At 42.2% G+C, this 15,474-nt stretch carries 7 protein-coding genes; 5 read left to right on the forward strand and 2 right to left on the reverse strand.

The window, feature by feature from the left end; genetic code table 11:
- Window positions 1-120 precede the first annotated feature (120 nt).
- Both ACFQ1M_RS14625 and ACFQ1M_RS14630 read right to left on the reverse strand, forming a co-directional pair.
- Window positions 121-6,180, reverse strand: coding sequence for a LamG-like jellyroll fold domain-containing protein (locus tag ACFQ1M_RS14625; protein ID WP_386409497.1), 6,060 nt, complete (start codon window positions 6,178-6,180; stop codon window positions 121-123).
- 313 nt (window positions 6,181-6,493) lie between these two features.
- Window positions 6,494-7,294, reverse strand: a complete 801-nt coding sequence (locus ACFQ1M_RS14630) for a THC0290_0291 family protein (protein WP_449343016.1) — start codon at window positions 7,292-7,294, stop codon at window positions 6,494-6,496.
- Between the two features lie 255 nt (window positions 7,295-7,549).
- Here ACFQ1M_RS14630 and gdhA point away from each other — a divergent pair, with 255 nt between their 5' ends.
- From gdhA to ACFQ1M_RS14655, 5 genes are all read left to right on the forward strand, one after another.
- Window positions 7,550-8,893 carry an NADP-specific glutamate dehydrogenase gene (gdhA, locus tag ACFQ1M_RS14635; protein ID WP_386409501.1) on the forward strand — a complete coding sequence of 448 codons (1,344 nt, stop codon included), beginning with the start codon at window positions 7,550-7,552 and terminating at the stop codon, window positions 8,891-8,893.
- A 113-nt stretch (window positions 8,894-9,006) separates the two neighbouring features.
- Window positions 9,007-11,313, forward strand: a complete 2,307-nt coding sequence (porZ, locus tag ACFQ1M_RS14640; RefSeq protein WP_386409503.1) for a type IX secretion system anionic LPS delivery protein PorZ — start codon at window positions 9,007-9,009, stop codon at window positions 11,311-11,313.
- Complete coding sequence (gene recO / locus ACFQ1M_RS14645) at window positions 11,310-12,026, forward strand: DNA repair protein RecO (protein WP_386409505.1); 717 nt, start codon at window positions 11,310-11,312, stop codon at window positions 12,024-12,026. The genes porZ and recO overlap by 4 nt, the downstream gene beginning before the upstream one ends.
- 1 nt (window position 12,027) lies before the next feature.
- The gene (locus ACFQ1M_RS14650) at window positions 12,028-14,436 is read left to right on the forward strand and encodes a TonB-dependent receptor plug domain-containing protein (RefSeq protein WP_386409507.1); all 2,409 of its coding nucleotides are present in this window, start codon (window positions 12,028-12,030) and stop codon (window positions 14,434-14,436) included.
- Between the two features lie 90 nt (window positions 14,437-14,526).
- A complete protein-coding gene (locus ACFQ1M_RS14655) occupies window positions 14,527-15,276 on the forward strand; it encodes a T9SS type A sorting domain-containing protein (RefSeq protein ID WP_386409509.1) in 750 nt (249 codons plus the stop codon).
- Window positions 15,277-15,474 lie beyond the last annotated feature (198 nt).

Below are 15,474 nucleotides of genomic sequence, written 5' to 3' on the forward strand. Positions count from 1 at the left end.
AACGAATATTTATGCACTTAATCGATAAATATTGTACCTGACATTTATAAAACAGTTGGTTGTGTATGTGCCAAAAAAAAGCCGCTCAAGATGAGCGGCTTATATTTGTATAAATGAAGATCAATTGGTGATCAACTTTTTAGTGACGTTCCCTTTTTCGGTCGTTATCTCCATGATAAATGTTCCATGGCCTCCTTGGACAGGAATCATGACCCTGCTGTCATTGCTATTGACAATCTGAGACATTATTCGCTGGCCTTGAATACCATAAAGGACCAATTTCTTGAGGAAAATTCCTTTCGAATTTTCTATGATGACAGCATTGACGTTGTTCGCATAAGAAATATTGAAATCATCCGTTTCAATAAAATCATCATTGCTCAATGCCACGTCTCTTTCAAAGGTAATTACAAAGCGGTCCAAATATGCTCCAGCCTCTAAAGCGATACTAAAGGAATCGTCTCGCAGGTCATGGATATCACCAGTGAGCTTATCCTTGATATATATATTGTTGTCCGCTTCTATATTCTCTAACGCATCTATCATAAAAGTGATGTTTTCGTTAGCGTGTTTTTGATGCACCTTAAGTCCAAGTGCCAACTCATAGGTTTCTTTTAGGTCTTTAACCGCCTGAATGATATGTGGTTGCCCCTGTATCATCCAAAAGGCATCGCTAAGTTGCTCTTCATTCAACTTCCCATCGTATCCCTTATCGATGCCATCGGTGGCATCCTCTGCGAAGGCGAGCAACAATTGTCTATGGAATCCTTCAGAATTCTCGATACCAAACCGAATTCGTTGCATCTGGTCTTCACTTTCCTCAGTGTTTCCTTCATCACTGCTTCCTCGGATAAAAATAGAGTTTCCTGGTCCTTCTGTTCTATAAGTACGTTGGCTATTATTGAACTCAATGGTGCCCCCATCGGCGTCTGCCTCTACAAAGAATCCTTGTCCTACGGGCATATAGCGTGTAGGTTGTCTGGTACCTGCACCTGTTTGGCTTACATCTGGGTGAGCAACGGCCATCACACCGCCCGCTTTCGTGTACACCGCATAACCGCCTTGGTATTCTTCTAAGACATGTGAATTTCCACCGTAGTGTTCCCAGAAATACAGCGTTCCAGTAATGGCGTTGATATTGTCATCTATAAATTCATCACAGTCCAGTGCGGATGGATATGGGTTTCCAAGAAGACTTTGGTTGGTTCCTGAAATAGAATGGGAGATAACCCCATTATTTGGTTTCCCTTCAAAGATATATGTTTGTTCTGAGGTCACTGGATTGTATTGCGAGCCTTTCAAAGTGAAGCCCATTCCAGCAGGAATTGCATTGGTATTTCCAGTATAGCTCCATGAGTTGTAATCTTCGGCTGGAGAATCGTTGAAGGTGTATATCCATGCACTGCTTAATGTTATGGGAGTCGTTTGTGGATTTGGCACATCGATACTATTGGTAAATTGCAGGTTTCCATTTTGGTCTCGCATCATCGCTGTAATGAAATCCGCATTGTTTTGAACAACATTGCTCACCCCAACTGGAGATGAGAAATAGTTGTAGGTATATTGGTCTGTCGTACCTTGCTGGTCTTTCTCTATAGTTCCGGCACTGGTGACCTCCAATGTGCTTTCTTCGGTTTGGATGAGTTGAGATTCTCCCTGAAGATCGATCTTTCCATCGATTTCCAAATACCAATCATTAATGATGCTGTTATCATTGTTTACAGATAAAGAGGCGCTTCCCGAAATACTGAGTCCAAGAAGGCGATGATCATTTACCGTAGTGACATCGTTATTGATCTGAACAATGGCCCAGTCCTTATTATCGTTTATATAGTCTATATCCCAAACGTCACCATGAAGCCATGTACTTTGCGAAGTCCAAGCACCGTCGGCGGATGTTTGGTATGGCATTGGTGCTGTTTGTGTTTGGAAAGTGGTGATGTTCTTAAGGAATGCATTTCTACCCTTTCCAGAGATATCAGTGGTACGTCCTGTTACGATATTGGTCATCGGGTAGTATGCTTCCACATCATTCCACAAGATGCTCGTCCCGCCATCTTCAGAAACCAATTTCGGAATGATCTTTCCAGCGACTTCAGTACCATTTTGTTCTATTTCCTGATAGACCAAACGCTGAATTTGCTTGTCATTTAGGGCAGATGAAAATACTCGTACCTCATCGATGGCGCCTTCATAATAACTGCCGCTTCCGTCACTTCTTCTTCCAATGGTAAAGTCATCGGTGCCAGAGGATAATACTCCGCTAGTAGCTAAGGTTGCCTCTAACTCGCCGTTTACATATAATCTGGCTTCATTGGCACTCGCATCAAACGTTGCCGTCACGTGTACCCATTCGTTCTTGTTTGCGGCTCCGGAGGATGCTTGAATATCTGCATTAGTGCCGCCTGTTGTTTCGACGTGTAATCGTGGCGTGCCATTATTGCGAATGTAGATGTAGAACATTTCTTCTCCTGCCACCACACCTGTACTATTAAAACCGCTATCCATCTTCAACCATCCCATGACAGTGACTTCGCTGCGTCCGCCCAAGAATGCCGGAGTAATGACGTGGTCATCGATTCCATCAAAGTCGATGGCAGCATCCGAAGGTGGATTTACGAAATTTGGATCGCGATAATCAAGATCGCCACCTAATGCAAGATCGGCATCTGAATCTGGTAAGACGGACGCAGATGGATCATTGATCTCGTCGTTAGGGTCATAACTGTCTACATCGTAGAAAGCCGAAGGAACATTTGCTCCTGCTTCAAAAACATAATCAAGCCCATCGGTGTCAGTATCGACGCCACTGGCGCCATTGGACATTCCGTTCTCTAAAATGTCCGCTAGGCCATCATCGTCAGAATCGGTGTCTAGATAATCTGGAGTACCGTCTCCATCCGTGTCTACTGGCAGATTGAAGCTGTTGTTTCCAAGTCCATCAATGTAGGAAGTATTGTATCCATTTGAAGGATTGGAGATATTAATAGCAAGTTCGAAAGGAGCGCCTAATGTAGGGTGTGTGATTCGCACTACAGAAGGAGCTAGATAACCTGTGGTAGGTTGGGCCTCGATGTTATCTGGAATACCGTCTCCATCACTATCAATATCAACATAATCTGCCTTGGTATCACCTTCATTTTGATTATTAAAAATATAGTTGAGTGTGCCGCTATCGGGTGTTGTTTCTAACGCATCTAAAATACCGTTGGTACCGAACTCTGAAACATTGGTATAGTCCACTCGGCCGTCATAGTCGGCGTCCAGTCCGTGTCCAACCTCATAGCTGTCTGGCATTCCATCGCCATCTGAATCTAGGTCTAGGTGATTAGGAACGCCATCATTGTCATTGTCGTTACCGTTATTGATGACCACCACCGGGTCATCGAGATCTTGCACCAAACATTCGCTGAAGGACAAGTTGAAGAGTCTGGTTCTATTGTTTGTGGTACCTACCTTTACCGTAAAAGTCTGTGTGTTCACATATCCAAAGAAAAACAAAGCTTCGGGGTCCCTATTGATAGAGCTATATTCTGGACCCGTACTTGCAAATTGTTCTTCCCCGCCAGAGACAGATGTATGTAAAATATCTGTAACCGCATTAAGGGCCCAGTAGTCTGGGCTGAAAATACTTACGACCTCGTTGAAAGACCCACCGTCGATATCAAGGGCAATACCACCAAACCTTGGAACGGTAAATGGAATAGAGGTCCCAGTGATGACTAGGTCGACAGTAAAAGTACATGATTCGATGCCACTACCATCTCCTCTAACTCTAGGCCTCCAGTCATTAAAATTATTGGTATCATCATCGATGCTGACCAAGGTAGCCCCAGACGTCTTCGCAGTTAATTCTACGAGGGCATCCAGTATCACTCCTTGATAGTTTACAACATCTGGAAAACGCCATACAGCACCGACTTGACCAAAAGTACCTGACTCTGGAGGGCTATTTCTAGACAGCTTAAACTCTCCAGATGGAAAGCTACATGTTCCAGAAACATCAATTTGAATCACATCTTGAAAATCTGGAATACCATCGTTATCGTCATCCAGGTCAACATCGTTTGTAAATGTATCACCATCGGTATCTGGAAAATCGGGTAAGGCATCTCGATAATTGACATCACCACCACCGACGCCTAGATCTCCATCGTCGTCAGGTAGGATGGTCGGATCATCGATAGTTCCTTCTGGCGAGTTAAACCCGGGAACATCATCGACGAAGTTGTCCATTCCGTCACCATCATAGTCAAAACCACTTAACGGTATGCCAGTTTCCGCACCGTCATTGAACCCGTCACCATCAGCATCACTATTGAGGAAGTCCAAGGTTCCATCATTCAAGGTGTCTATCAATGGAAAAATACCCTCATTTGCAGCAGTGGCAGCGTTGGTGTCATAAGAGTCAACCAATCCGTCGTTATCTGAATCCGTATTCACCCAAATCACAAAACTACCTGTGGCTTGTCCTTCTACATTATCCGGCACTCCATCGCCATCAGAATCTTGATCTCTGAAATTTGGAATTCCATCACCATCGGTATCCCAACCTGGTTCAATACTGTTGTTGTCGTCTCCGATACCGACACCCACAACTGGCGTGTCATTATCGTCTAAATATAAAGGAACAGTATCACCATCGAAGTCGGAGAGTGGATCAAAACTCACACCAGAGCCTGGAAGGGCGAAAAAGTTACCTTGTTCTCTTATGTCTATAATTCCATCGTTATCATCATCGATGTCAACCGAGTCGGGAATATTGTCCGAATCTGTATCGAGATTAGGTATCGAAATGGAGAAAAGCGTGTCGTTGGTAAAGTTGATGCCAACGGCGGTATAAACACCGTCATTGGCCGTATTATCTCCGTTGGTCCCATCATCGTACATCAGCGTTGCGGTCTCATCACTAAGGTCGCCATCATTATCACTATCGTAGATAAAATAATAGGATGGGCTAAAAGGGACATCAAAGAAGGTATTGTTGACATCTATGGCAATTTCCACAACGTCGACAAAACCAGTTTCATATACCTTCCATTTTTTATCGAGAATAAACTGTGTTGGGTGACCATCGGCACTACTAAAGGATGCCGATCCATTATTATGGCCCCAAAGCATGAAAGCCTCGTTGTTCATTGGATTTCCAGCACCGAATTCATTGAAGCTTATGTTTGCAGCGTTGGTTGCAAGCAAACTTGTTAAACCAATTGATACGATAGATGTCGGATTGGTCGAACTACTTTGATATTGCTGTAATCCTTGGCAATTCTCTCTACCAATACCGGCGATGTTATTATCAAAACCTCCAGTGTTTCCATAATCCCAAAGAGGTGCCGTGATGCTTGCGCTGTTGGCCACGTAGTCCTTGGTAAGGGTTACCCCATATTTTATGGCGAGATAGGTATCGACCTCTTGTTGCTCAGTGGAGGTCAAGACGCGGTTATAAACTAATACCTCGGCGATCTCTCCATCCCAAAAGTCGTCTGAGGTCGAAAAAGAACCTCCGATGACCCCTGTGGAAACATTGCCCGTATTAAAAGGTGAGGTATCAGCAAACAATGAGATTCCATTGCCATCGCGATAGAATTCCGCGTTTCCACCATCCACAACAATGCTATTGATGTTGGCGACATCATTGTCCCAAAAACCGTCATTTGAATAAGTTTCGTCGTCGTTTTCGAACAAAAGCCCTCTTCCTGGATTGTTCGAGTTAGTCCCTAAGGCAAAGTATCTGTTGTTCGTTGACGTAGAGGCACCATAGCCAAATACGAACGCATCATCAAGCGTATTGGGTCTAGTTACTACGATAATGGTCCTATCGTTATTACCCGAGGCAAAGTTGGCACCAGATAAATTATAGACCGAGGTAATATTATCATTGAAGGTAATGGCCTCGTTATAATTGATATAGGATAATGTTGCCCCGCTTCCACCAGCGACACCCACTCCGTTTCCAGATTGATCCGTCCAGGAAAGTCCGCCGATATCTGCTCGTAGCCATAATTCGAGATTGGCTGAGGTACAGGCTGGAGGTCGTAAGGCGTTGGTTGGTTTCTTTTGTTGGCTTAAAGAATCTTTTGTAGACTCATTAATGATAGAGAGGTCGCTATCAATGTTGGCATTGATTGTTATTCCCGAAAACCAAAATGTCAAAAAAACTAAAGACAGTTTTTTCATAGCTTTAAAGGTTAGTTTTAGTTATTTCTTAAAAATCCAATTGAGGAAAACAACTTGATTCTAAAGAATGGGCTATAAAAATTTGGATCGTGAAAATAGGGTAATTTTTTGGAGGTCAAAACGCTAGATGACGCATTTCGATAAAAGGTAGCTTTCTAAGGAGAAATGGCTTTTAATAGTAAAAAACCTAAAATGCTTGAAAACAATAACTTACAGAATTAACATTACTTTTAATCAATCTACAACGTTGATTATCAATAAGTTGCATTTATGATGTTTTTGAAGGGGTATATAATGGGCTAATAAGGACAACTTACAAATAGAAAATATAGCCGATTGTAAGAAAAAACAACCAATCATTGGCTCTGTTCTCTGGATAAAGGTCCGGATTTGGATTTAGGCCATCGATATCGTTGGACAAGAAATATTGCCATCTTGCCTCTAGCAATACGTCGGAGATAGCCGAAAATTTGTACCTAGCACCTACACTACCGGTCAACGAAAATACTCCGCCAGATTCGACATTAATAGCGTCTGGTCCATATTTGGCAAGCAAGTTATTATCTGGGTCTGCTGCTGCGAGAATCGCTCTAGCTTCTTCGTAACCATTTGCTTCAGGCGTATAATTGGTATACATGACCCCTATACTTCCAAAGGGTGATATCGCAAATCCACCATTTTCAAAATCCCTGATACTTAAAGGGAAGAATTCCAACTGTGCACCTATGTTCAGCAGTTTGGTCCTTCCAGATACCGACCGAAGAAATTCACCTCCTGGAGAATTTTTCTCAGCTAATTCTCCAAAGTGATTCAAGTCGATCGTCATATAAGACAGCTCGTTTCTGATCTTGAAGTGGTCATTAAAGAAAGTATAGGTTGTGTAGCAATCACAATCACTTTGATAGGAGAAGTTCAAATAGTGTACGATACCTCCACCGAATCCGAGGTTCCCTTTGTTGGTCTCAAAATCGTAACGTAACCCATAATCAGATTGAAATGGAACGGGGCCTGCGATTACACCTAACTCGTGTGAAAATCCAAGCTGGGCCGAGGCATAGAAACTTACCATCAGCATGCAAGAAAGTAGGGCTTTAGTCATGACTTTGATTAACATGTTACTAATCAATATTTTTAAGGGCATTGCAGCAAATATATAAAAACTCGTATAACAAAAAAATAAAATGTGATTTAATACGTATTAAAAGGGTCTTCCCGTTTGTCTTAATAGATGCGCGCAATTTTATTCAAACGGTATTTTTTTTGAAAAATTATCAAATCAAAAAAAAAGTAGTTGAATTTTTTATAGTGCCGTATATTTGCCAATGTATTTTTACGATTTTTTGGAAAATCCTTAATCACTTAACATTCCATGGAAAAAATAGTTGAATCCTTTATGGAGCTTGTGGAAAGTCGAAATAGCCATGAGCCAGAATTTTTGCAAGCGGTACACGAGGTGGCCAATGCAGTTTTGCCTTATATCGCAGAGCACGATATATACCATGGCAAGAATATCTTACTTCGCATGATCGAGCCGGAGCGCGTTTTGATGTTTAGAGTCGCGTGGGTAGATGATGAGGGAGAAATACAGGTGAATAGAGGGTATCGGATAGAGATGAACTCTGCTATTGGCCCTTACAAAGGAGGATTGCGCTTTCACCCTAGTGTCAACCTTAGCATTTTAAAATTCCTAGCGTTCGAGCAGGTCTTCAAAAATAGTTTGACCACCCTGCCGATGGGCGGAGGAAAGGGAGGTTCTGATTTTGACCCTAAAGGAAAATCGGATGGAGAAGTGATGCGCTTTTGCCAAAGCTTCATGACCGAGTTATTCAGACATATTGGACCAAACACCGATGTTCCTGCAGGAGATATTGGTGTCGGTGCTCGAGAGATCGGCTATATGTTTGGACAATATAAAAGACTAAAGAACGAATTTACAGGAGTTCTTACCGGAAAAGGAATGTCTTGGGGGGGATCACTCATCCGTCCTGAAGCAACAGGTTATGGAAATGTATACTTCGCCCAAAACATGCTTGCCAATAAGAATGATAGTTTTGAGAATAAGACTGTGGTGATCTCTGGCTCTGGAAATGTGGCGCAATATGCTGCCGAAAAATCCATTCAGTTAGGGGCTAAGGTAGTGACCCTTTCAGACTCGTCCGGATACATTTATGATGAGGACGGTATCGATGAAGAAAAATTGGCCCACATCATGGAGATCAAAAATGTGAAACGCGGTAGGATCCATGAATATTTGGATAAATATCCTTCTGCAACCTATCATAAGGGAAAAACGCCTTGGGAAGTTGCTTGTGACATCGCCCTTCCGTGTGCTACTCAAAACGAACTGGACGGCGACGATGCAAAGCAATTGATAAAAAATGGTTGTATCTGTGTAAGCGAAGGTGCCAACATGCCATCCACGCCAGAAGCGATATTGGAATTCCATAAGGCCAAGATCTTGTATGCTCCAGGAAAGGCATCTAATGCCGGTGGTGTAGCAGTTTCTGGTCTTGAAATGGCGCAGAACTCTTTGCGTTATAGCTGGACGCGTGATGAAGTGGACAAAAAATTGAAGGATATCATGAAAGATATTCACGATGCATCATTAAAGTACGGACGAGAAGAAGATGGCTATGTCAACTATGAGAAGGGAGCAAACATTGCTGGCTTTGTGAAGGTGGCCGATGCCATGCTCGCGCAAGGTGTAGTTTAAATATACTATTGAAGATATCACTGAAAAAAGGCTCTCCATTTTGAAGAGCCTTTTTTGATCTGCATATTATTTAAGCCTTAAAATCGTTATCCTTAAAACCTTACTTTTGCAATATGAGAAAAAGAATTTTGATCTTGTTGGCACTGCTGCCGATAACAGTTTTCTCACAGGAATTTTCAAGCCTGTGGCAAGACCACTTTTCGTATAATAATGTTGTAGCGATCGCCAATAGTAACGAGGCTCTCTATGCCGCCACTGAAAATGCGTTTTTTAGATACGACTTGCTTACCAATGAATTGCAAAAAGTTTCAACGGTCAATGGGCTTTCTGGGGATGATATTTCTTCTATTTTTTTCAGTGATGAAGCTGGCCGATTGGCTATTGGATACGAAAACGGACTTCTTGAGGTCTATGATATCAATACGCAAGACATAACCACCGTTGTAGAGATATTGGATAAACAAACAATTTTGCCAAACGCAAAGGCCATTAACCATATCATGGAATTCAATGGATTGCTCTATTTATCCAACGATTTTGGAATTTCACTATACGACCTTCAACGCCTAGAGTTTGATGATACGTATTTCATCGGCCCCAATGGATCGCAATTGCAAGTACGGCAGACCGCTATCTTCGAAGGATTTATCTACGCAGCAACCAATGTCGGTGTTTACAGAGCTCCTGTAGGAAGCGACCAACTTATCGATTTCAACCAATGGACCATTTTTGGGAATACCCAGGGGCAAGACTGGCTGGCTATCACTTCCTTTGGGAATAATTTGATCGGAGCTCAATCCGACCAGACGCTGTATCAATTGAATGGTAGTGCATTTGTTGCGGCAACTTCTTTTTCAAACCCGATCGAGGATGTGGTTGCCAATGACCAAAATTTGATCGTTAGTATTTCTAACAGTGTGCATATTTTCAATTTGAGTTTGACTGAAATAAGCACTTTCAGCACCTTTACGAATTACCCCAGCGTAGCATATAACACAGCCATAGCCATAGGGGACGATATTTACAGCGGCACCACAGAATTTGGGATACTTAAAACCGCCATAGGCAATACGTCCACGGTTGAAGAAATTCATCCCAGTGGCCCACTTTTTAACAGTATTTGGGCAATAGATGCCAAGGACAATCAGATCTGGGCCGTCTACGGTGATCAAACCATATCATATGTCCCTTCTCCTTTGCTGTTTCGAGGCATCAGCTATCGATTTCCAGATCAATTATGGGAGAGTATCGCAATCGAAGATGCCTTTAATGCGCCAAATTTGATCAAGGTGAATATCAACCCTCAAAACACCACTGACACCTACATCACTTCTTTTTGGTCTGGAGTATTGAGGATCGTAGATGGTAATCCGGATCTTATCTATAATCAATCAAATAGTGGGCTAGAAGGTATTAATGCGAACCCGATGGGAGTTGGGGTGAATCTTAGGATCTCCGACACAAAATTTGATGCCGAAGGGAATCTTTGGGTTTTAAGCAGTATCACCGATGAAGCATTAAAGGTCTTAAGGACCAATGGGCAATGGCAGGGATATTCTTTTTCTTCCTTATTTCCAAACGAATTCGCCACGCAAGGTTTTGCAGAGTTCGTGATCGCGGACAATGGTTTCAAGTTCATCGCTTCAGCAAGAGATGGTCTTATTGGGTTTTCTGAAAATGGAGGTGTTAATGGAGGGCCGTTGCTTAAAAGTCTTAAAGGTGAGGGTGACAATATACCTGTTAACGATGTGCGTGCTCTGGTCATAGACGAGAGAGGCGATCTTTGGATAGGAACGGAAAAGGGTCTGCGAGTTATCTTTAATCCCGAAGATTTCTTTACCGATGACGTCAGGGTAGATGAGATCATCGTATTGGATGACGGAGAAGCAAGTGAGCTTTTATTTCAGACATATATCACCGATATCGAAATTGATGGAGCTAATAACAAATGGATCGCGACCAACGATTCAGGATTGTTTTATTTCTCCAGCGACGGACAGGAGACACTTGCCCATTTTACCGAAGATAATTCTCCTTTGCCATCAAACTCGGTCAAAGATGTAGCGGTAGACAATGAAACAGGGGAGATCTTCATGGCAACTTCAAAAGGAATGGTGTCCCTTAGGTCGTCCGTGGTTGAACCAAGCGAAGATCTTTCGAATGTATATGCTTACCCAAATCCTGTGAGGCCAAATTTCACGGGTAACGTAACGATCACGGGACTGGTAGACCGGGCAAACGTGAAAATTACGGATATTGAGGGCAACTTGGTGTTCGAAACGACATCTACTAGCGGTAGCGTAGAATGGGACTTAACTGCTTTTGGAAGACACAAGGTAGCGTCTGGTGTTTATATGATCCTAGCCTCTAATGAAGATGGCACTGATACCAAAGTAGCCAAAGTAATGGTGGTGCGATGATCACTACGAAGGCCATCGTCATCAATACAATAAAGTATGGAGACAGCAGCCTGATCGCTAAATGTTACACCCAAGAGTATGGAATGCGTTCTTATCTTTTGAGGGGAATCTTGGGTTCGAGAAAGGGAAAACTCAAAGTCGCATATTTTCAACCGCTTACCATCTTAGAACTCACAGCTTCGAATAGGGAAAAAGGAACCTTGGAATATATTAAGGAGGTGAAGGTGCATCGCCCTTATATATCGATCTTTCAGGATATGAGAAAAAGGGGAATAGCGATGTTTATCTCAGAGGTGCTCTCCAATAGTATACAACAGGAAGAGTCCGACTCTTTACTGTATGATTATCTCGAAAATACACTGATCTGGTTGGACATGCACAATGAAGTAGCAAACTTTCATTTGCTCTTCTTATTGAATCTTTCCAAATTTCTTGGGTTTTATCCAGATGTCCAAAGAAAGGAACTCCCATATTTCGATCTACTTGAGGGGAAATACTCAAAAATTCAACCGCAGCAGTATTTTGTGGAGGGTGACGAATTGGAACTCCTGAACAAGCTCTTGGGCATAAAATTTGATGTACTACATTCTATAAAGTTTTCCGCCCGTCAGCGGAACGAATTACTACATATTTTAATTGGGTATTTTCAGTTACATTTGCAGGGTTTTAAAAGACCGAGATCATTGGATGTCTTAAAAGAATTGTTTCGCTAAAATGAAGAATTATTGGATATGGCTTTTATTGGTGACAATCTGGTCTTCTAAAGGACAAGAGATCCGCGTTCTCAACATCGTAGACGAGACGCCGATTGCCAATGTTGCAGTTTACAATGCTGACAAGTCGAGCTCGGCGACGACCGATATATTCGGACGCATAGATATTTCCATATTTTCTGAGGACGAAGTGATCATCTTCAGCCATGTGTCGCACCAATTGGTGGGTTATACCAGAAAAAAGATTCTCCAGAATAAGGGTATTGTTTATTTAGAACCTCTTACTCAGGTTTTGGATGAGATCGTGGTTTCTGCGACAAAATTTGAACAGAAAAAACGCGATGTAGCTCAAAAGGTCATCGGGATTCGGCAAGGGGATATTCAATTGGCCAATCCACAGACTGCAGCAGATCTATTGCAAAGCAGTGGGCAAGTGTTCGTGCAAAAAAGTCAATTGGGCGGTGGAAGTCCTATCATCAGGGGTTTTTCCACCAACAGATTGCTGTTGTCTGTCGATGGAGTGCGAATGAACAATGCCATCTTTAGAGGAGGAAATCTTCAGAATGTCATCGCCATCGACCCGCTTTCCATACAAAATACCGAGGTGATCCTTGGCCCTGGGTCGGTCATCTATGGAAGTGACGCCATCGGGGGTGCCATGAATTTCTTCACTTTAGAACCAAAGACCTCCCAATCGGGTTCCCTAGAGTTCACTGGAAACGGTCTCGTTAGATATGCTACTGCCAGCAATGAACGCACGGCGCACGTAGATGTTAATATCGGTCTAAGAAAATGGGCTTTTCTTACAAGTACCAGTTTTACGGATTTTGGCGATTTGCGCATGGGACGCCATGGTCCCGAAGCATATTTGAGAAATGAATATGTCACCACGATCAACGGACAAGATACAACCGTGCCCAACGAGGATCCCCTTGTGCAGAATCCGACTGGGTACAATCAGTTCAATTTCTTGCAAAAGGCGGTCTTTTCGCCCAATGATATTTGGAAATATCGTTTTGGCCTTATCTATTCTACGACATCCGATTATCCCAGATATGATAGACTTATAAGATATGGAGAGGAAAACTTGCGTTCGGCAGAGTGGTTCTACGGCCCTCAAAGGTGGTTTATGGGAAATACCAAGGTTGAGAAAAAAGGGGATGGCAGCTTTTATGATAATGCAAAACTTACACTGGCCTTTCAATACTTTAGAGAGAGTAGAAATGATCGCGATTTTGATGATGACGACCTCACCAGTCGTAAAGAGGCAGTAGATGCATACTCGGCTAATTTGGACTTTGAAAAAAAAGTAAGAACAAAGTCATCGCTTTACTATGGAATGGAATATATACTTAATCGTATTCGATCAACGGGAGATATCATCTCGAGAAGCACAGGTGTAAGCAGGCCAACCTCTACACGTTATCCCAATGGAGCTGACTGGCAGTCGATCGCAGCTTATGCGAGCTATAAGTGGAAACCATCTAAAGAGCTGGCTTTACAATCGGGCCTGAGATATAATTTTATTACCTCCACCTCTAACTTTGAGGCGAACAATCGGTTTTTCAATTTTCCGTTTGCAGAGGCTACCATCAATACAGGTGCGTTGACGGGAACCGCTGGTGTAAGTTGGTCACCAAACAAAACATTACAGTGGAAAGCCCATTTCTCAACAGCTTTTAGAGCACCAAATATCGATGACGTTGGGAAGATATTCGATTCCGAACCTGGAACGGTCGTGGTGCCAAATCCAAACCTCAGCCCAGAATATGCTTATAGTGGCGAGTTGGGATTACTTCTGAACTTTGACAAGTTGGATATAGAAATGGCCACCTATTATACTTTTTTGGATGATGCGCTCATCAGAGACGACTTTACCATCAATGGAGAGTCTCAGATATTATATGATGGTGAGATAAGTAATGTACAAGCCATTCAAAATGCTGCGAGGGCACGTATCTATGGTTTTGAGGCAGGGTTAAAATATACCTTCTCAGAACAAATGCGCATGACCACCAAATTCAGCTATGTTGGAGGAGAGGAGCAGCAAGAAGATGGTACCGATGCACCACCAAGGCATGCGGCTCCTATCTTTGGAGATGCGCATTTTATTTGGGAAAACCTGAGGTTTAAGTTGGATGTCTTTACCAACTATAATGGAGAAATAAGCTTCAATAATCTGGCTCCTTCAGAACGAAATAAGGCCTATCTATACGCCTTAGATAAGAATGGCAATCCGTTTAGCCCTTCTTGGTATACGCTTAATGTAAGAGGGCGATATAATTTTTTCCGAGATTTTGAAGCAACGGCCTCATTAGAGAATATTACCGATCAGCGTTATCGTCCCTACTCCTCGGGGATTGCAGCAGCGGGAAGAAACCTCATTTTTGCACTTCGTTATAACTTTTGACCCCTCTTTTTTATAGATGGTCGGCTTATTTGTTGATTTTCAAAGAAGTATTTCTATATTTAGAGATGTTATACATTAAAAGTCCCAATCATGAGGAAGGCCGATTCGATTAGATCTCTACCCATATACATCGTATTTTTTTTGGTGTGTTTCAGTACTATAGGTCAGGTCTATCCAAGGATTCGTATCGGCTTCGAAGATGCATTGGGATATCATAGGCCCTTATTGCTCACATTTATTCCAGGCACTACCTCCAATGTCGATTTTGGCTTCGACGGGGCACTCTCTAGTATTGAAAATACAGATTCTTATTGGTTGATCGAAAATGGAGAATATGCCATACAGGCCATAGAAGAGCCGATAAATTCTACAGAATTGCCTTTGGGTGTAAGTATTGAAACGGCGCGCGATATCTTTTTTATGATCAATGCTCTCGAAAATATGTCGCAATCTTTTGAGATCTTACTTAAAGATACTGACCAGGCAACACTTCATGATTTGAAACAGGGGAATTTTCAAGTTTCGTTAGCTGCAGGAACTTATCTTAATAGATTTAGTCTTGTCGTTTTTCCAAGCTCCATTCTCGGAGTCGAGGATCAGTATACTCCAGAGCATGTCAAGGTCGCTTGGAACAAAGATTCGAAATTGCTGCACATAGAACAAGGGGCCACCAGATCTATCGATAATGCCACTATTTTTGATGCCCAGGGAAGAAAGGTAGTGTCAAAAAAAATAGATGAGAAGATATCTTTGATTCATTTAAGTATCTCCCAAGGAATCTATTTTCTTCATTTGGATTCCGGTGATCATCTTTTCCGAAAACGAATAGTGATTTACTGATTATTTTGGTAAAGTACAACCGTTCAATGACTTCACTTTTGTAAGAATTAGATTTCTTTATGATTTGGATTTATTTCAACGAGAAAATCATTCAGTTCGTAGAAATTATCAAATTCTCATCTGATTAACAATACTTTATGTGCTACTTTTAGTGTCCCAAGCCTAAGAACTTCTCCTACAAACCCAATAACCAAAACC

The sequence above is a fragment of the Sungkyunkwania multivorans genome (assembly GCF_042675645.1).
GTDB lineage: Bacteria > Bacteroidota > Bacteroidia > Flavobacteriales > Flavobacteriaceae > Sungkyunkwania > Sungkyunkwania multivorans.